This is a genomic window from Neolewinella litorea, assembly GCF_004803465.1.
GTDB classification, from domain to species: domain Bacteria; phylum Bacteroidota; class Bacteroidia; order Chitinophagales; family Saprospiraceae; genus Neolewinella; species Neolewinella litorea.
Genome location: NZ_SRSF01000005.1, coordinates 44738 through 62772, shown reverse-complemented (window position 1 = coordinate 62772; position 18035 = coordinate 44738). Strand labels below are relative to the sequence as shown.

16 protein-coding genes are annotated in these 18035 nt (G+C 61.4%); 8 read left to right on the top strand and 8 right to left on the bottom strand.

Translation table 11 applies throughout. From position 1 onward, the window contains the following. Both E4021_RS12535 and E4021_RS12530 read left to right on the top strand, forming a co-directional pair. Window positions 1-780, top strand: coding sequence for a uroporphyrinogen-III synthase (locus E4021_RS12535; RefSeq protein ID WP_136459708.1), 780 nt, complete (start codon window positions 1-3; stop codon window positions 778-780). Further along, a complete protein-coding gene (locus tag E4021_RS12530; RefSeq protein WP_136459707.1) occupies window positions 780-1421 on the top strand; it encodes an NUDIX hydrolase in 642 nt (213 codons plus the stop codon). The genes E4021_RS12535 and E4021_RS12530 overlap by 1 nt, the downstream gene beginning before the upstream one ends. A gap of 66 nt (window positions 1422-1487) precedes the next feature. On the opposite strand, the gene E4021_RS12525 is transcribed toward E4021_RS12530, so the two are convergent. From E4021_RS12525 to E4021_RS12500, 6 genes are all read right to left on the bottom strand, one after another. Continuing rightward, complete coding sequence (locus tag E4021_RS12525) at window positions 1488-1703, bottom strand: hypothetical protein (protein WP_168797591.1); 216 nt, start codon at window positions 1701-1703, stop codon at window positions 1488-1490. Window positions 1704-1777: 74 nt separating this feature from the next. Further along, window positions 1778-2113: a type II toxin-antitoxin system death-on-curing family toxin gene (locus tag E4021_RS12520; protein WP_262712777.1), complete on the bottom strand. Its 336-nt coding sequence runs from the start codon at window positions 2111-2113 to the stop codon at window positions 1778-1780. A 135-nt stretch (window positions 2114-2248) separates the two neighbouring features. Beyond that, window positions 2249-2467 (bottom strand): hypothetical protein, encoded by a 219-nt coding sequence (locus tag E4021_RS12515; RefSeq protein ID WP_136459704.1) that lies wholly within the window; start codon window positions 2465-2467, stop codon window positions 2249-2251. Between the two features lie 105 nt (window positions 2468-2572). After that, a complete protein-coding gene (locus E4021_RS12510) occupies window positions 2573-3256 on the bottom strand; it encodes a rhomboid family intramembrane serine protease (protein WP_136459703.1) in 684 nt (227 codons plus the stop codon). Window positions 3257-3317: 61 nt separating this feature from the next. Then, window positions 3318-3728, bottom strand: coding sequence for a hypothetical protein (locus E4021_RS12505; protein WP_136459702.1), 411 nt, complete (start codon window positions 3726-3728; stop codon window positions 3318-3320). Then, a complete protein-coding gene (locus tag E4021_RS12500) occupies window positions 3725-5179 on the bottom strand; it encodes a hypothetical protein (RefSeq protein WP_136459701.1) in 1455 nt (484 codons plus the stop codon). Before E4021_RS12500 ends, E4021_RS12505 begins: the two co-directional genes overlap by 4 nt. Window positions 5180-6585: 1406 nt before the next feature. Between E4021_RS12500 and E4021_RS12495 the strand changes: the two genes are divergently transcribed. The 6 genes from E4021_RS12495 (at window position 6586) to E4021_RS12470 (ending at window position 14425) form a co-directional block, all read left to right on the top strand. Continuing rightward, window positions 6586-7092, top strand: coding sequence for an SRPBCC family protein (locus tag E4021_RS12495; RefSeq protein WP_136459700.1), 507 nt, complete (start codon window positions 6586-6588; stop codon window positions 7090-7092). Window positions 7093-7168: 76 nt separating this feature from the next. Continuing rightward, on the top strand, window positions 7169-9724 hold the full coding sequence (locus tag E4021_RS12490; RefSeq protein WP_136459699.1) for a M14 family metallopeptidase: 2556 nt from the start codon (window positions 7169-7171) through the stop codon (window positions 9722-9724). A gap of 140 nt (window positions 9725-9864) precedes the next feature. After that, window positions 9865-12351, top strand: a complete 2487-nt coding sequence (locus E4021_RS12485) for a transglycosylase domain-containing protein (protein WP_136459698.1) — start codon at window positions 9865-9867, stop codon at window positions 12349-12351. Between the two features lie 111 nt (window positions 12352-12462). Continuing rightward, entirely contained in the window at window positions 12463-13113 is a 651-nt protein-coding gene (locus tag E4021_RS12480; RefSeq protein WP_136459697.1) for a DUF1440 domain-containing protein, read from the top strand. A 27-nt stretch (window positions 13114-13140) separates the two neighbouring features. Then, window positions 13141-13809: a 16S rRNA (cytidine(1402)-2'-O)-methyltransferase gene (gene rsmI, locus E4021_RS12475; RefSeq protein WP_136459696.1), complete on the top strand. Its 669-nt coding sequence runs from the start codon at window positions 13141-13143 to the stop codon at window positions 13807-13809. A 10-nt stretch (window positions 13810-13819) separates the two neighbouring features. After that, window positions 13820-14425 (top strand): hypothetical protein, encoded by a 606-nt coding sequence (locus E4021_RS12470; RefSeq protein WP_136459695.1) that lies wholly within the window; start codon window positions 13820-13822, stop codon window positions 14423-14425. Between the two features lie 187 nt (window positions 14426-14612). On the opposite strand, the gene hemB is transcribed toward E4021_RS12470, so the two are convergent. Both hemB and E4021_RS12460 read right to left on the bottom strand, forming a co-directional pair. After that, window positions 14613-15599: a porphobilinogen synthase gene (hemB, locus tag E4021_RS12465; protein ID WP_136459694.1), complete on the bottom strand. Its 987-nt coding sequence runs from the start codon at window positions 15597-15599 to the stop codon at window positions 14613-14615. A gap of 151 nt (window positions 15600-15750) precedes the next feature. After that, window positions 15751-17994, bottom strand: a complete 2244-nt coding sequence (locus tag E4021_RS12460) for a hypothetical protein (protein ID WP_136459693.1) — start codon at window positions 17992-17994, stop codon at window positions 15751-15753. Window positions 17995-18035: the final 41 nt, after the last annotated feature.

The window sequence follows — 18035 nt, the reverse complement described above, 5'->3', positions numbered from 1 at the left end:
ATGGCGGCTGAAAGTCAATCCTCACAGGAATCGTACAAACCCATACGTACAATCCTGGTGTCACAGCCCGAACCTGAACGCAGTCCGTTCGCTAAGCTGGAGGAAAAGTATGGCCTGCAAATCGACTGGCGCCCCTTCATCGAGGTAAAGGGGCTTTCGGAAAAGGAGTTCCGCAAGGAGCGGATCCGCCCCGACGAATACACCGCGGTAATCTTCACCTCCAAACTGGCCATCGAGCACTTCTTCCGCCTGTGCAAGGCCCTGCGCATCGAGATGAGCCAGGAAACCAAGTACTACTGCATGACGGAGGCCATCGCCAACTACCTGCAGAAATTCATCGTCTACCGCAAGCGAAAGGTATTCTACGGTCAGCGCACGATCCAGGATCTCGCCCCCACCCTCAAGAAGCACCGCAGCAAGGAGAAGTTCCTGCTGCCCACCGGCAACCTCGGCTCGGAGTTCGTCTCAGAATACTTGGACGAGAACAACTTCGACTGGACGCCCGCCCTGATGTACCGGACCCTGCCCGCCGACCTGAGCGACCTGGAGAACGTTTTCTACGACGTGATCATCTTCTATAGCCCCCTGGGCATCGATTCCCTCTACGAGAACTTCCCGGATTTCAAGCAGCGCGACACCCGCCTGGCCGTTGCCGGGCGCAAGACCACCGCCGCCGTGGAGCGCGCCGGCCTGACGGTCAACATCGCCCCCAATCCACCGGAGGTGCCCAGCATGGGCATGGCCCTGGAAAACTACCTGAAGAAGTCGAATAAGCCCTAATGGACCCCACCCTGGAGGGTGCCGATTTCCTGGAACGCATTCGCCGCCGCCTGCGGCGGGGTGACCTGCCGGGATACGCCGCCCAGGAAATCATGGGTCACGCCCTGCGCAAGGTCCATACCGAAGCGCCGCCCACCGCCCGGCCCGCTTCAGTACTGGCGCTTTTCTACCCGGTGCAGCAACGCCTCCACCTGCTGTTCATTCAGCGTACCAGTCCGCCCGGCGACCGCCACGGCGGCCAGGTCTCATTCCCCGGTGGCGCCGCCCACCCGGAAGACGACAGCCCCGCGGCCACCGCCCTCCGCGAAACCCACGAGGAGGTCGGCGTGGACCCCGCCCGCGTACAACTGCTGGGCGAACTAACGCCCCTCTACATTCCGGTGAGCAATTACCTGGTCAACCCTTTCGTGGCCTACACTCCCACCCGACCGGACTTCGTACTCCAAACCAGCGAAGTGGAACGGGTACTCGAACTGCCCTTCGATGGCTTCTTCGCCGACGACGCCGTGGACTACCGCAACAAGAAACTCTTCAACGGACTGGTTCTCGAACAGGTGCCCCACTGGGTCGTGGCCGGTGAGGCGGTCTGGGGCGCTACGGCCATGATGGTCGGGGAACTGGTGGAGATGGGTCGGGGGTAATTCTTTGGTCTTTTAGTTCTTTAGTCTTTTAGGGGGTAGTTTATATTGTGGCATCGCCCCCCCCTCCTACGCGAAACCCCGGAACACCTCCGCCAACTGCATGAACTCGGCCTCGATCATGGCCCACCACTTCTGCTGCTCGCTGTGGTGCTCCTCCTCGGGAATATTGTCCGCCTCCTCACGCAGCTCCTGCACAACTTCAAAGAAGAGGCGCGGCTCTCGGATCAGCAGGGCACGCATGGCGCTTTTGAGTTCTTCGCGGGTTAGGGGGGTGGGTTCCATATTGGCCGAATTAGTCATCAAGGAACATGTTTATTACCCTACAAAGTTTTGCAAAAGCCTACAAACCTCTTCAATTATCGGGGATCCCACGAATAGGTATTGGCGGCAAACCACTGTTTGCAAGCATCAAAATTCACCTTCCCACTTGACATCTCAAGAGTAAATTGAATCAGATTATCATTCACATCTCCCGAAATAACTTTTCCGGGTACTTTTTGATCCTGATAATCAATTTGCGTTATTCGATCTGCCCAACGGTAATGGTTTGCCTGTAGAAATACACTTGCAGCTTCCAGTCCAGTCCGCTGATTGCCGTCGTGGAAAATGTGGTTACTGACGATTCCAAACATATAGGCCGCTGCCTTATCTGTCAATGTGGGGGTACATAACCTTCCCAAAAACCTGAGCATGTACTGACTCGACAACGTACTGCAATGCATCAGGACGAAAGAGGTTAGAGGGAGGAACGAAATGGCCACCGTGGGCCTCAATAGTTGACTTATTGATCAGAATAATCGCCTCGGCACTTAAATACTCAATCTTCTTCATGCTAGCGCGCGAAAGACAGGATCGTATTTAGCAAAATCTAATTTGACGATCTCCCTCACCTCATCCAAAGAAATATAGTCTACGGTGTCTGCCACCGTAAGAGATTCACTTGGTGCAGCACTTTCGAGGGCTCGAAGGATAAGTTCTGGATGTTCATGAAGAATTTCACGCAGAAGTTCTTTCAATTCCTCTCTGCTGGTTTGCGACTCAATCATGGCACTTAGGATTTATAACTTGCTCAACGCCCGCCATTTGGCATTAGTTTTCCACCTCCACTTCCCACAGAACCTTCATCTTATGATCGCACCCGCGCGCCCGCCCTACAGATCGACATTGTGGCGGTAGCCCTCCGAATGCCGGGGGATGTGGTGCGTAGCCCGAAAGACGAAGCCGCTGATGACCCCGAAAACGAAGCCGCCAATGTGGGCCCACCACGCAATGCCCGTACCCGCGCTGCTCTGCAGACTGGCGAAGCCCGCCGAAGACTGCTGGTAGAACCAGAAGCCCAAAAACAGGAAGGCCGGCACGTTGATCCGGAAGAAGAACAGGTAGCCGCGTACGTTGGACCGCGGAAAGAGGACGATGTAAGCTCCCATCACCGCTGATAGCGCCCCACTGGCCCCGACGGCCGGTATCGGGCTGCCCCAGTTGAAGTACAGGTGACACAGTCCCGCCGCGATACCCCCCAGGAAGTAAAACACAAGAAACCGAGCGCTGCCCACCGTAGCCTCGATGTTGTCGGCGAAGATCCACATGTAAAGCATGTTGCCGACCAGGTGAAGCCAGCTGCCGTGGAGAAACATACTCGTGATGAGGGTCTCCAGCCCCTCCCCTGCCGCGATGCGCTCGGGGATGGTGCCCCACTGGTAAACGAAGGACTCCCCCGGTTCCGGACCCAGACTGTACTGGTAGGCAAAGATCAGCACGTTGAGGGCGATGAGGCCGTAGGCAAAGTGGGGGCGATGACCGCCATCGACCTGATCGTCGCCGGTGGGGAAGAACATGGGAGATTATTTACAGTATACCAGGTGCAGCTTCTTGCCTGGGGCAGGCCCGCTTTAGGGGCTACTCCAGCAGGCGGACCGTGAGGCGGTAAGGCCCTGGATCAGGAACGGAAGCGTCGGGATAAGGTTCCAAATGCACCAGCTGCAGCGGCCCCTGGTCGGTAGCCAGGGCGTTGCCGTCGATGGTCACCGTTTCCTCGGTCAGGGTACCGTCGCGCATGACCTGCACCGCTACCACGGCCCGGCCGGCCTGTATGCACTGTACGCCTCGGGGGCAGCGGCTGTCTTCGAGCACCTTTACAAAGGTGAAGAAATCATCCGCCCGGGGGTCCGCACGCAGGCGATCGCCCACCTGCAGTTGGATTTCCTCATCGGGAGAAGCCACGTGGGTACCCTCGGCCATGCGGCGCTGACAGCCCAGCAAGAGGGGCAGGAGTAGGAGCAGGAGGGAGAAAAGGGGGTGTGCTTTCATCGGGCGTCGTAGGTCATCTTTACCAGTCGCAGGCGGTTGCGGTGCTCGCTGGGCATCACGAGTTCGTTGGCGGCCACCTGGATGCCGTCGCGGAAGCGGAGGCGGAGGTTCAGGTCGCGGGTATGGAAGAGGGTGTTGCGGTCAAACTCCCCGCGTGGGTTCAGGACGTATTCACTCACGGTGTTCTCGAAGCGGATCTCGTCGTTGAATAGCAGGCGCAGCCGGCTCGGGGTTTCCATCAGGAAGAAACTGGAGTATACCCCGTTGTCGTCCTGGCTATACTGCTTCTTGTGCATGATGTTGCTCCAGTGGGGCGTGCCGTCGGGATTGACCGCGAAGACCACGATTTCGTCGAGGTGGTAGTCGACCAGCGGCCGGCCGCCGTAGGTGTTGAGCAACTGGTTCTGAGCGGCGCCCCCGCGGCGTTGCAGGCGGCGGTCGCGTTCGGTGATCATCACCATCCCGCCGTCGCGGCGCAGCATCGCGTCGCGCACCGTAAGCTCGTTGATGCCCGGGTGGCGCTTGTTGAACTTGCGGCCTTCCACGTTCTTGACCAGGTTGATGGGGAACTCCTGGAAGCGGGGCCGCAGTTCGTCGCGCGGGTTATCGGGGTTGATCCAGAGGTAGAAGTAGCCTTCGGCGCGGATGAAATCCTTGGTGGAGTACAGTCCGCCCGCCACCAACCGGCGGTTGAGGTTGTCGTATTTAAAGAAGACGTCGTAGGTCAGGCTGTCGCCCAGGTTGACGTCGATCATGGCGCGGTCGCCGCCGTCGGCGCGGTGGGTGTACACCTCGTAACGGTGCTTACGGCGGCGGCTCTTGAAGTTGTCGCGCTCCACGATGAAGTACATGTCGCCGGTATTGGAAATCTCGGCCTGCAGGAAATCGTCGTTGAAGAAGAATTTCTCCGGCTCCAGCTCGCGGTCGTAGAGCAGCTTCATGCTGTCGAGATCAATGCCCAGGTAGCGCGCCTTGCTCTGCTGGTCGATCATGAGCAGCAGCAGCTTGCTGTCGTCGTCGGAGTGGTAGATCTCATCTTCCGGCGTCGTGACGAACATTCCGAAATCGACCAGCGTCACGCTGTCCTGCAGGTTACCGGCCGGGTTGTAGCGATCCAGTTGCAGGTGGTTGCGGCCCTTATCGCGGTAGAGATAGAGCAGGTGGAAGCCGGTCCCGTCCTGCGCCGGCAGGGCGTCGAGCATGCGCACGTTGCGGCCGCGCAGCTCCAGTTCCTTCTCCCAGCTCTGGTTCATGCTGCGTCCGTAGGCGGTGAGCAGGTGCTTGTTCTCGCGGTCCTGCAGCAGCAGCACCTGGCCTCCGAGTTTGCCCACCAGCGTGTACTCTGTATCGTTGCGCATGGGTATCTCCTCGCTCACGGTCAGTACCTGGGCGCGGACGCAGGTGCCGAGCAGAATGAGGAAACAGCAAAGTAAGGTGGTTCGGAAGCGCATAGCGGATAATCGGTATTCAATATAGTAAGACGAAATTTACCTTCCCCGGGTTTTAGCGGGAAGCTTGCCTAAGTTCAATGGTGCCGAACCGATCACGCGCCGCGTGGGCTTACCGCCTGCACACCCCTGAAATCGGATTCGAAGATTGAAGTTTCCCTTCTTCCGATTGCGATGGGTCGATCCACCCCACCTTTTGGTGCCCGCAATGAATCTGCGCCACAATCCGCGGTTCGCAAGACCACTGAAGTGCCATAGAGGCTAAAAATTCACCGCATATTCCGCTGATTGGGGCGCAGATTAAAGCGCAGATTGATTTCACCAAACTTGACATAAGTAAGCAGCGTGAGCAAATATCCGCGGTTCAAAAAAATGCTCCGTCCTTTTGTCTTGCTACAAAAGGACCAAAAAAGCAAGCCTTTGATATCGCCTATATCGTGCGGCGGAACCCAAAAGGGCGGAATGCTGCAAACTCGCTGCAAAATCCAATCTCCGACATTAGTCTGTCGATAGTTCCCCATCCGTTTTCCAACCAAAATCTCAAGCGCGCTCAAACAGTGCAGCCTTCTTTTTCGCCCTTTTGCGCCCCGCCGCCCGGGCGATCTCAAGGGCGGTCTACACCACTTTTCGGTGCCTACAAATAATCCGTGCTGCGTGCAAAATGACGTAATAAGAGTACACTTTACGTCCGAGCCGCCGAAGGCGAAAAAATCCGCGCCAAAATCCGCGCAAGAATCCGCGTGATTTGCGGTTCAAAGACCCCTGAAGCACCACAGGTGCTACAGAAACTTACCGCAGATTCCGCTGATCGGCGCGCAGATTAAAGCGCAGATTGACCTAACCTAACTTGACATGCGCGAGCAGCGCGAGCAAAAAATTTGCGCCAAAATCCGCGCAAGAATCCGCGAAATCCGCGGTTCACAAGACTCCTGAAGCACCACAGACGCTAAAGAAACTCACCGCAGATTCCGCTGATCGGCGCGCAGATTAAAGCGCAGATTGACCTAACATAACTTGACATACGCGAGCAGCGCAAGCAAAAAATCTGCGCCAAAATCCGCGCAAGAATCCGCGTGATCTGCGGTTCAAAGACCCCTGAAGCACCACAGGTGCTACAGAAACTTACCGCAGATTTCGCTGATTGGGGCGCAGATTAAAGCGTAGATTGACCTAACCTAACTTGACATACGCGAGCAGCGCAAGCAAAAAAAATCTGCGCCAAAATCCGCGCAAGAATCCGCGAAATCCGCGGTTCAAAGAACGCCTAAGGCGCCGAAGGCGCGAAAAATTCACAGCAAAGCCCGCAGATTAAGGCGCAGATTAATCCCCCGACCCCTATTGCGCGTCATGCCCGCCGGTCACTAAATTAGCTTTCGGCCTCGGCCACGCTACTTTCAAATCACTACCCTATGAACCCAGCAGACACCCTGACCTTTTCGGTCGAAAAAGAGCACAACCGGATCCGGATCCAGCGGGAATATGCCGCGCCCCGGCAACTCGTCTGGGCGGCCTGGACCACCGCCGACCTGCTGGATCAGTGGTGGGCTCCCGCCCCGTGGAGATCGCACACCAAGTCCATGGACTTTACCGAGGGCGGCTCCCGCATCTACGCCATGCGCGGACCCGGCGGCGAAGTACACTGGGGCCGCACCGACTACGAATCCATCCACCCGCAAGAATCCTTCAGCGGCCAGGACGGGTTTTCGGACGAAAACGGTGAACTCAACTCCGACCTCCCCCAATCCAGCTGGGTGAACACCTTCACTGAACGGGGAGAAAGTAATACCCTCCTCACGGTGGAGACTACCTACCCTTCCGCCCGCGACCTGGAAGCCACGCTCGAAATGGGCTTCCGGGAAGGATTCACGGCCTGCCTCGACCAGCTGGAAGCCCTGCTGAAGGAATCGTACCGCTAAGACATAGCCCCCGGTGGTGCCTCGCGAGGGGGAAAAGGCGCTTTTCTTACCTTAGCCGCCCTTAGACCCCCACCAGATGCGCTTGTACCTTCCCCTGCTCTTCCTTGCCGCAGGACTTTTCCCCGGCTCATTCCTTGCACCCGCGCTCGGCGCCCAAAGTACCGTTACGCCGCCCGACGAATTTCTCCCCCACGAACTGGGCGAAACCTTCACCCCCCACTGGATGCTGGTCGACTACTACCAACTCGTAGCCGAGGAAAGCCCCCGGGTGACGCTGGAACAGTACGGCACCACGAACGAAGACCGTCCCCTGCTGCTTGCCACCGTGAGTACGCCGGAAAACCTGGCCCGCATCGAGGCCATCCGGGAGAACAACCTGCGCCGCGCCGGACTGTTGCCCGGAGATACGGACCCCGCCCTGGACGACATTGCGATAGTATGGCTGTCGTTCAGCGTACACGGCAACGAAGCCACCGGATCCGAGGCGAGCATGGGCGTGCTCTACGACCTGGCCGACCCGGACAACGCCCGCACCGGCGAATGGCTCAAGAACGTGGTCGTACTCCTCGACCCCAGCGAAAACCCCGACGGCTACAACCGCTACACCAACTGGTTCCGGCAGGTAGCCACGACGAACCTGGACGTGGACCCCGCCACCCGCGAACACCAGGAACCCTGGCCCGGCGGGCGCACCAACCACTACCTCTTCGACCTGAACCGCGACTGGGCCTGGCAAACGCAGAAGGAAAGCCGGCAGCGCATCGTGCAGTACCAGCAGTGGATGCCCCACATCCACGCCGACCTTCACGAGCAGGGCTACACCTCGCCCTACTACTTCGCCCCGGCGGCGAAACCCTTCCACGAGTACATTACCGATTGGCAGGGCGACTTCCAGACCGAGATCGGCCAAAACCACGCCCGCTACTTCGACGAACACGGCTGGCTCTACTTCACGCGGGAGCGCTTCGACCTGCTTTACCCTAGCTACGGCGACACCTACCCCACCTTCAACGGGGCCATCGGCATGACGTACGAACAGGGCGGTGGCAGCCGGGGCGGGCGCGCCATCGAACTGCCCACCGGCGATACCCTGACCCTGAAGGACCGCGTGGCGCACCACCGCACCACCGCCCTGAGCACGGTGGAGATTGCCGCCCGGGAAGCCGACCGCCTGACGAGTGAATTCGCGCGCTACTTCGCCGGGGCCACCGACAATCCCCAGGGGCCCTACAAGACCTACGTGGTCAGCGCCAACAACCCCCAGGGCAAACTGCGGGCCCTGACCGACCTGCTCGACCGCAACGGCATTCAGTACAGCCGCGCTACGGCCGCGCGCAACTTCGATGGCTACAACTATGCCACGGGCGAAGAAGGTAAGCTGGCAGTCAGTGCCGGCGACTTGGTGGTTTCCGCTTATCAGCCGCGCTCCGTGCTCACCCAGGTGCTGTTCGACCCCACCGCTTTCGTGGAGGATTCGGTGACCTACGACATCACCGCCTGGTCGGTGCCCCTGGCTTACGGACTGGACACCTACGCCAGCACCAGCCGCCTGAACGTGGCCACTGAACCCTACCAGACGGCGGACTACCAGAACCCCCTGGCCGGCGTCGACGTGGCTTCCACCTACGCTTTCGCCCTGCCCTGGGAAGGAATGAGCAGCGCGCGCTTCCTGGCCGCCCTCCTCAAGGCCGGCATTCAGGTGCGGGCCTCCGAGACGGACTTCACCTTCGGCAATACCGAGTACCCGGCCGGCACCCTCATCATCAACCGCGGCGATAACCGCGTTCACCCCGACTTCGCCGGCACCCTGCAGCGGCTCACCCAGGACCACGAAGCTCAGCTGCAAGTTTTGGAGACCGGCTTCAGCGCCTCCGTGGGCGGCGATCTGGGCGGCAGCAACTACGCCCTGATCGGTAAACCCCAGGTGGCCACCCTTTCGGGTGAGGGGATCTACTCCAACGAATTCGGTCAGGTGTGGTACTACTTCGAACAGGACCTCAACTACCCCCTGAGCATCTTCCACCGCGAGGACGTGATGGAAGTTTTCGACGGCGATTACGACATCCTGGTACTGCCGGAAGGGCGTTTCAACTTCACCGACGCCGAGACGGAAGCCCTCGCCGGCTGGGTGCGGGCCGGCGGTAAGCTGATCGCCATCGGCGCGGCCAACGGCAGTCTCGCCGGTAAGGAGGGCTTCGGCCTCACCACTAAGGAAGCAGCCAAGGACACCCTCTCGGAGGAAGAAAAGCGCGAGAAACGGCTGCAACCCTACGCCGATCAGGAGCGCCGCTTCATCGAAGGTTTCATCCCCGGTGCCATCGTGCAGGTAGAAATGGACGGCACACATCCACTGAGCTTCGGCATCGGAGAGGCCTACTCTTCCCTGAAGACCAGCGACGACGCCTACGACTACCTCGAGAACGGGTGGAACGTGGGGCGCGTGCGTACCGAACCCCGCGTCTCCGGCTTCGTGGGCAACCAGGCCTTCGACAAGATCCAGGAAACGCTCAACTTCGGCGTCGAGCCGCTGCGCCGCGGACAGGTCATCTACCTGATCGACAATCCGCTGTACCGGGCCTTCTGGGAAAACGGTAAGTTCCTGTTCGCCAATGCGCTCTTTCAGGTGCAGTAAGCGGATTAACCTTCCCCCACAGCAAGGAATCGCCGACCTGCGGCGTTTGTCAAGCGTTAAGCTTTGTTTAAGTCGCGACCGCCGTATAGCGTTACGGCGCGCCGACCTGTTTATCTGACTACCGTCGTTGAAACCAACCTATGCCAACACCGCTTCGCAAAAAGCTTACGGCCACCGTTACCCGTCTGGGTCGGAATACCGTGCAATACCTTCGCGCCCAGCCCCCGGGTAAGCTCGTTCTGCTCGGCCTCGGCGTGCCCGTGGCGCTGGTCCTGGTGCTCTTCCTCTTCCTGGTCATCGGGGTGATGACGGGCAGCTACGGACATTTGCCCAGCCGCGGGGAACTGGCCAAGATCGAGAACGACGATGCCTCCTCCATCTTCACCGAAGACGGGGCCCCCCTCGGCAAGTACTACACCATCAACCGTGTGAGCGTGCCGCTGGACGCGATCAGTCCGTACGTCACCCAGGCCCTCATCGCCACCGAAGACGCCCGCTTCTTCGAGCACCAGGGCGTCGACCTCCGGGCCCTGGCCCGTGTGGCCGTCCGGACCATCCTGATGGGCGACCGCAGCGGCGGCGGCGGCAGCACCATCAGCCAGCAGCTGGCCAAGCAATTGTTCCCCCGTAACCAGTACGACCGTCTCGGCATGCTGAAGGTGAAGCTCCGGGAGATGGTCATTGCCAGCCGGCTCGAGGACGTCTATTCCAAGCGCGAACTGCTCAACCTCTACCTCAACACCGTTCCCTTCGGCGAGGAAGCCTACGGCATTGAAGTGGCCGCTGGCCGGTTCTTCAACAAGCCCGCCTCGAAGCTCAACCTCCAGGAGGCGGCGATACTTGTCGGTCTTCTCAAGGCCAACACCACCTACAGTCCGCGCGCCCACCCCGAGAAGAGTGTCGGCCGCCGCAACGTGGTCCTGACCCTGATGGCCAAGAACGGCTCGATAACCGATGAGGAGGCCGATTCCGTTGCCCAGCTTCCCCTCGAACTCCACTATACCCGCGACAACGACCGCGTCGGGTCGGGGGCCCACTTCCGGCAGCGCCTGCGCGCCGACGTCCAGGCGGCGTTGAAGGACCTCCAACACCCCGACGGCCGCCCCTACGACGCCGACCGTGACGGGCTGCGCATCTTCGTCACCATAGATTCCCGCCTGCAACGCATGGCCGAGGAGAGCGTACGGGAGCAATTGCCCCGTATACAGCAAAGCCTGGCCGACGACTGGAAGTCGCGCAAGCAAGCCCCCTGGGAAGATGCCTTCAACTCCGCCCTGCGGCGCAGCGAGCACTACCAGCAACTCCAGCAGCGCGGCCTGAGCGAAGCAGAGATCCTCGCTGAACTCCGTGAGCCCCGGCGGATGACCGTCTACGACTGGCGGCAGGGCGTCGCGGTAGATACCCTCATGCGCCCGGTCGACAGCCTGCGGCACTACTTTACCCTACTTAACGCCGGCTTGCTGGCCACCGAACCGGCCACGGGCGTGGTGCGCGCGTGGGTGGGCGGCGTGGATTTCCGCACCGTGCAGTTCGACCACGTGAGCAGTCGCCGGCAGGTAGGCTCCACCATCAAACCCGTCGTCTACGCCACGGCCCTGGAGCAGGGCATCCTCCCCTGTGAGTACACTCCCGCGGAGCAGGCCACCTACGTCGAGTACAACGACTACAGCCCCGGCAACCCGAACGGTCAATACACGGGCGCCTACTCCATGAAGGGCGGATTGGCCAAATCGGTGAATACCGTTGCCGTCAACCTGGCCGTGCGCAGCGGCCTACCCACCCTGGCCGAACAGATCAACCGCATGGGCGTCCAAAAGCCCGTGCAGGCCATCCCGAGCATCGCCCTGGGTACCGTAGAGGCCAGCCTCGCTGAGATGAACATGGTCTACAGTGCCTTCGCCAACCAGGGACGGCGCCCCCGCCGCCTGCACTACCTCGACCGCATCGAGGACGCCGACGGCAAGGTACTTGTGACCTTCGAACGGCCAGGTGAAACGGAGCGGGTGCTCGACGAGCGCGTGTCCAAGATCGCCACCTTCCTGATGGCCGGTGTGGTCAACGGCGGCACCGGGGCCCGTTTGCGGTCGACCTACGGCATCGAAGGTGCCCTGGCCGGCAAGACCGGCACTACCCAGGACCAGTCCGACGGCTGGTTTCTCGGCTTCACCCCCAAGCTGGTGGTTGGCACCTGGGTCGGGGCCGAATACCCCGCCGTGCACTTCCGCACCCTCTCACGCGGTTCGGCCACCGCCACCGCCCTACCGATTTGGGGCACTTTCCTCCGCAAGGTGCAGCGCAGCCCGCAGCTTAAGGCCTTTCACGGGGGCGGTTTCGCGCCCCTGGACGAGATGACTTTGGCGGAACTCGACTGCCCCGACTACCTCGACGAGATGCCCATCTTCGCCGACCTTAACCTGAGCGAGGAGATCGCCCGCGCCCTCGGCCAGTTCGACCAGGCGGAAATCCGGGAGAAGGTAGAGGACAAACGGCAGCGCACTAATGAGACCGCTACCGAATACGCCGCCCGCATCGCCCAGGAATTGCTGAAGGACGACCGCCGGGAAGAACGCCGCAGCGAGCGAAAGGAATCCTGGATCAAACGCCTGTTCGGCAAGAACAAGGACTGATCCCCCGGGCCGGCCGGGCCGACGACCGGAAGGTGGGTCTGGTCCCCAATCCAGCGGGATTTGTATCGAACTCGCCGGGCCGCGCTTCCGTTGGAACAGGAAAACAACACTATGTCATTTGTAGATAAAGTCATCGAATCCGTTCGAGACATCGACCTCACCCCCATTGAGAAATTCGCCTCCAGCACCTACCACCAGGCCGAGAGCGGCCTGAAAAGCGCCGAAGGCTACGCCGCCGGCACCCTGGGTGCCGCCAAGCCCTACTTTAACCGCACCGCCGGTGAACCCGACTACGTACGCGGTTTCTTGGCCGGCATGATCGGCGGACTCGTCGGTACCGGCATCAAAATGCTGGTCGACCGCAGCCTGCCCACCGCCCAGCCCCAGGAAGAGCACGACGCTCGCCTGCAAATTGTGGAAGAAGGAGAGGAAGTGACCAACACCAACCTGAACCGCAACCAGGAAGAGAACGCCCAGCAAGCCATCAACCTCGCCTTCGGCGCCCTCGTTGGCGGCATTTACGGCGTGATCGTTGAGGCTGCTCCCGCCGCCCAGGCCCCCGCCGGCATCCCCTTCGGTGCCGCACTTTGGACCGCCGCCCACAAGATTGCCCTGCCCGCCCTCGGTCTGGCCCCCAGCCCCCTCAAGGAGCCCCTGAGCCTGCAGGCCGGACAACTCGGCAGCCACATGGCCTACGGCGCCACCGTAGAGATGGTGCGCCGCAGCGTCCGCCACGTCATGGACGAGGAAGATTTGCTGTAACCAGCCGGCGCAGCGACCTTTGCGCCCGTGCTTTACCTCATCCCTACCCCCATCGGTAACCGGGAGGACATCACCGCCCGCGCCCAACGCCTGTTGGGTGAGGTCGACCTGGTCCTCGCCGAAGATACCCGCACCTCGCGTCCGCTGTTGCAACACTACGGCATAGAGACGCCACTGCGGGCCTACCACGCGCATAACGAGCACGCTCTGGTTGAGCAGCTCGTCACGGAACTGAAGAATGGTTCCACCTACGCCCTGATCACTGACGCCGGTACCCCCGGCATCAGCGATCCGGGCTTTTTGTTGGTACGTGCCTGCCGGGAAGCCGGTATCGCGGTCAGCTGCCTGCCCGGCCCGGTGGCCTTTGTACCCGCGCTCGCCGCCAGCGGCATCCCCTCCGACCGCTTCCACTTTGAGGGTTTCCTGCCGAAAAAGAAAGGTCGCCTGACCCGCCTGCTCTACCTGGCCGAGCTGCCGAATACCTTTGTCCTGTACGAGAGCCCCCACCGCATCGCCAAGCTCCTGGCCCAACTGGAAGAACACTGCGGCCCCGACCGCCTGGGCTGCGTGGCCCGCGAAATCTCCAAACGCTTCGAAGAAATCACCACCGCCCCCCTTTCCGAACTCCGCGCCGACTACGCCGCCCGCCCCAAGGTCAAGGGCGAGATCGTGGTAGTCGTGGCCGGCACCCCCTAGTTTTTTCCTTATGGTTTCCATTCCCCTCCTGGCTTTCGGCCTCACCCACCTGACCGACGCCCGCTACTTCGCGGCCTGGGACGCCCGCTTCCTCTGTTTCCCGATCGGCCCTGCGGGTCTTTCCCTCGACTACTTCCTGGCCATCCGCGAATGGGTGGAGGGTCCCGTTTGTGTGGCGGAACTGGGCGCGGGTGCCGAGTTCCCCGCCGAAGCGCTGCGGGAAGCTGGCATCACCCACGTACTCATCGACCACGGCGTGGATGCCCAACCCTACACGCAGGCAGGCATCAACGTACTGACCCGCATCCCCGTAGCCGGTTACCACACCCTGGATGACCTGCGCGAACGCCTTACGGAGACAACCGGTACCGTGATCCTCGACTTCGCCGACGGCGGCATCACCTACACCGACCTAGAGGAAGGAACACCCTTCACCACCACCGACCTGGCCGCCGTGACCCAGGACCGCGAAGTATTCCTTCACCTCGACCTTGCGGCCGAGCAGGCTACCGCCGCCGTCCGCCACCACGGCCTGGCGCTACGCGGCAGCGGAGAGGAAAAGGTGGGCTACAAGAGCTTCGACGATATCGACGACATCCTGGAGGCCCTGCAGTAGGCCGAGGCCCTTTGGGCCGAGTGATAGTGTTATCCGGGAAGAGTTTTATTGAGCTCGCCCCATAGGGGCTTGATCTCGTAAGGGTCGAGGCGTTGCACGCCGAGGGATGGCGTGACCCGGAAAGGGATTTTAGAACTCGGCCCATAGGGCCTCGACCTCAATTGGCTCGCCCCACAGGGGCTTGATATTATTTGGCATTCCACCGCGCGAAGTCCTTCGCGAAGTAGCTGATGATCACGTCGGCGCCCGCTCGACGGATGCTCAACAGGGCTTCCGTGGCGGCCTGCTCGTAATCCAGCCACCCCTTGTCGGCGGCGGCCAGCAGCATGGCACACTCTCCGGAGACGTGGTAGGCGGCAATGGGCAGGGAATGCGCGTCGTGGAGCCGCCAGATGATATCCAGGTAGTTCAGGGCCGGTTTGACCATGAGGAAATCCGCTCCTTCTGCGGCGTCGAGGGCCCCTTCGCGCAGCGCCTCGCGGGCGTTGGCGGGGTCCATCTGGTAGGTCTTCTTGTCGGAAGGCACGTCGGCCAGTTGGCGGGGCGCGCTGTCGAGGGCATCGCGGAAGGGGCCGTAGAAGGCACTGGCGTACTTGGCCGTGTAGGCCATGATGCCGGTATCGGTCAGCCCTTCACTATCCAACGCCCGGCGAATGCTGCCGACGCGGCCGTCCATCATATCGCTGGGACCGATCACGTCGAAGCCGGCCCGGGCCTGGGCTACGGCCATGGCGTCGAGCAGTTTCAGGCTTTCGTCGTTGTGGATCTTGCCGTCGATCACCACGCCGTCGTGGCCGTCGCTGCTGTAGGGATCCAGCGCGGCATCGGATATCAGGCAGACGTCCGGGAAGCGGTCCTTGATCGCGCGAGCCGCGTGGAGGTAAAAGTTCTCCTCCGAAGTGGCGTAGGTGCCGGTTTTGTCCTTGTGCTCCTCGGGTACCGCGGGGAACATCATGAAACTGGCCAGCCCCACCTTACGGCAATCCTCGATCTCGCGCAGCACCTCATCTATGCCCAGCCGGTAGGTACCCGGCAAACTGGGGATTGGCAACCGCGCGCCGGCATCAGGCATCAGGAAAATGGGTTGGACGAGGTGGCCGGCCGTAAGCTCGGTTTCCCGGACGAGGTTCCGGACGGCGGCGGAGGAACGGTTGCGGCGGGGGCGGGACAGCATGTTTGAAGGGGTATGATGGTAAGGGGTCAGTAAAAATGGCCGGCGGTGGCCTTCCGGACAGCTATCAACGGCTGGAAGGCCAGAAAGATGAACGAAAGACTGAGTGGCAGCCCTAGTCTCATAATCTTGACGCTGGGCTGTCAGTTGCAATCTACCGGTTTACGTACCAGGCGAAGGTGCGGCATTCCGCGATCAGTTCGTCGTAGAAATCGGTGTCGCGGTACTCATCGCGCAGGATGCTGAAGTAGCTGAAGGGCCGCTCCCCGCCGGGCCGGCCGAGGGCGTAGTGCTGGTTGCGCTCCGCCTTGGCGGCGTAGTAGGCGGCCAGGGCGGCGGCTTCGCGGTCGGGTGCCCGCCGCAGTGCCCGTTCGAAGTAGTAGAGGGGCTGGTCCATGCTGAAGTGCTCCAGGTTGCCCAGGGGGGCATTGACGTGGGAGAAGACGTTGGTCGGACTGCGGGCCCCGGCGGCGCGGGCCGCACTGGTGCCGGAGCGAAATACGTCGGCGAAAGCCCAGTTGTAGCTGAAGTAGGTGAGGTTGTAGAGGGCCAGTCCGATATTGAAGTAGTTGCGGGCGGCCAGGGTGTCATTGGTGCTTTTGTCGGCTGCCTCCTCAAGCTCGTCCAGGCGTTGCAGGAGTTGCACCTTGTTGTAGGTTCCGGCGTCGGCCGGCGGGGTGTAGTTGACGCGGTCGCGCAGTTGGCGTTCGAAGGGCACGAAGCGGCCATAGTCATCGATCCGGTCGGGGGGGATCCTGCGATAGATTTCCAGGGCGGCCTTCCATTGTCCGCGTTGCAGGTAGTGGTTGCCGATAAGGTTCTGGAGGTCGGCCACGGGGTCGGTGCCGATGCGGTCGGCGAAGAGGGCGCGGTCGAAGCGGTTGCGGTTCAGGCTGTCGGCCAGTCGCTCCAGGGCCAGCAGGGATTCGATGGAGGGGTTCTTGGCAATGGCCCCGAACCCGTAGCGCAACAGGTTGGCCTTGGCTTCCCGGCCGGACTGCCGGTATACTGCCTCGAGTTTCCGGTTGACCAGTTCCCGGAAATCCGGGTACCGCTGCCGGATCCCGGCATCGGTGAGCAGGTCGTAGTAGTGTATCTCCACCGAGTCGGTTACTCGGCTCAGCTGCAGGACGTCGATCACGTCCCGGAGTATGGAAATTTGCTGCTGCAGGCTGTCGCCCTCCGTGGTCTGGGCGAGCGAGGCCAGGGTACGTTCGGCGTAGAAGTAATCGCCCGCCAGCAGCTCCAGAACGCCGCGGGCGAACTGCCAGAACTCGGGCTTGTCGGTCTTGTCCTCTTTGATGACGCGGTTGACGAAGGCCTGCATCGCGATTACGCGGTCGGTGGCCGCCCGCGGCGGGCCACCCGGGCGCAGGTTGCCGCCGAGCAGTTCCCGCTCCAGTTCCTGCATCTCGCGCATGGCCAGGAGTACCAGCGCCTCGTTGGCGGGTTCGTAGGCGTAGATGTTGCGCATTTCCTCGAGCACCACCGCCCGTCCGTTGTGGGCGCGCAGTACGTGCAGCATCGCCCGCTCGTGGTCGTTCTGGCACAGAAGCAGGGCCTGCTTCCACTGCTCGTCGGTCTGGATCAGGAAACTGTTGTAGGCACTCTCCCGCTTGCTCGGACTGCGCTCGAAGATGCGGCTGAAGAGGTAGGCCGACTGCGGGTAATCGCCCAGCGACTGCAGGGCTCCGGCGCGGTGGCCCTCTATCCAATCGTCCAGGATACTGGGGTCCGCGTCCACCTTGGGCATGAGGTAGTCGTAGAGTTCGAGCACGTAGGCGTATTCCTGCAGGTAATGGGCCAGCCGGATCAACTGGTAGGCGTAGCGGAGGCGGACGTAGTGACTTTCCAGCCGGGGGAAGCGCGTCAGACCGGTTTCGAGCAGTGCCTCCATTTCCGGGCGGGAGATGTTGCGGCGCTGGAATGCATTGGCCGGACTGGTCACGAAGGGCTCGACCTGCTTCGCGTAGATCAGGTAGTCCACCACTTCGCGACAATTGGCCTCCAGCAGGTGGCGGGCGAAGGCATTGGCCTGGAGGGCTGGAGAAAGGTTGTCGGTACGGGGGTCCTTGGTATCGAGCAGCCGGCGCAGGCCCTCCAACTGGTTCAGGTTGTCGCCGTAAACAATGGCGTCGATATCGGCGGCGTCCGCCTGGTCGCAGAAGCGCTCGTGCCATTCCGCCACGTTGTCCGCGCGCTGCTGGTTGCCGGGCTGACCGAGTTGCTCGCGGTACACCGCACCGAAGTGGAGGAAGAAGGGCGCAAGGGGAGAATCAAGGTCCACCACCCGCGGATTAAGAAACCGAAACCCCTCCGGCTCCGCCCGGCACTGGAAGGGGCTGCCGGAGCCGGGCAGGGCGAAAAGGAGCAGTAAGATCAGGGAACCGTACTTCATGGTGGGGGGGCCAAATTACGCTGGTCCGACGGCTTAATGGT

Coding starts and splice junctions, on each gene's coding strand:
- E4021_RS12535 (WP_136459708.1), top strand. CDS start 1: ATGGCGGCTGAAAGTCAATCCTCACAGGAATCGTACAAACCCATACGT.
- E4021_RS12530 (WP_136459707.1), top strand. CDS start 780: ATGGACCCCACCCTGGAGGGTGCCGATTTCCTGGAACGCATTCGCCGC.
- E4021_RS12525 (WP_168797591.1), bottom strand. CDS start 1,703: ATGGAACCCACCCCCCTAACCCGCGAAGAACTCAAAAGCGCCATGCGT.
- E4021_RS12520 (WP_262712777.1), bottom strand. CDS start 2,113: ATGCTCAGGTTTTTGGGAAGGTTATGTACCCCCACATTGACAGATAAG.
- E4021_RS12515 (WP_136459704.1), bottom strand. CDS start 2,467: ATGATTGAGTCGCAAACCAGCAGAGAGGAATTGAAAGAACTTCTGCGT.
- E4021_RS12510 (WP_136459703.1), bottom strand. CDS start 3,256: ATGTTCTTCCCCACCGGCGACGATCAGGTCGATGGCGGTCATCGCCCC.
- E4021_RS12505 (WP_136459702.1), bottom strand. CDS start 3,728: ATGAAAGCACACCCCCTTTTCTCCCTCCTGCTCCTACTCCTGCCCCTC.
- E4021_RS12500 (WP_136459701.1), bottom strand. CDS start 5,179: ATGCGCTTCCGAACCACCTTACTTTGCTGTTTCCTCATTCTGCTCGGC.
- E4021_RS12495 (WP_136459700.1), top strand. CDS start 6,586: ATGAACCCAGCAGACACCCTGACCTTTTCGGTCGAAAAAGAGCACAAC.
- E4021_RS12490 (WP_136459699.1), top strand. CDS start 7,169: ATGCGCTTGTACCTTCCCCTGCTCTTCCTTGCCGCAGGACTTTTCCCC.
- E4021_RS12485 (WP_136459698.1), top strand. CDS start 9,865: ATGCCAACACCGCTTCGCAAAAAGCTTACGGCCACCGTTACCCGTCTG.
- E4021_RS12480 (WP_136459697.1), top strand. CDS start 12,463: ATGTCATTTGTAGATAAAGTCATCGAATCCGTTCGAGACATCGACCTC.
- E4021_RS12470 (WP_136459695.1), top strand. CDS start 13,820: ATGGTTTCCATTCCCCTCCTGGCTTTCGGCCTCACCCACCTGACCGAC.
- hemB (WP_136459694.1), bottom strand. CDS start 15,599: ATGCTGTCCCGCCCCCGCCGCAACCGTTCCTCCGCCGCCGTCCGGAAC.
- E4021_RS12460 (WP_136459693.1), bottom strand. CDS start 17,994: ATGAAGTACGGTTCCCTGATCTTACTGCTCCTTTTCGCCCTGCCCGGC.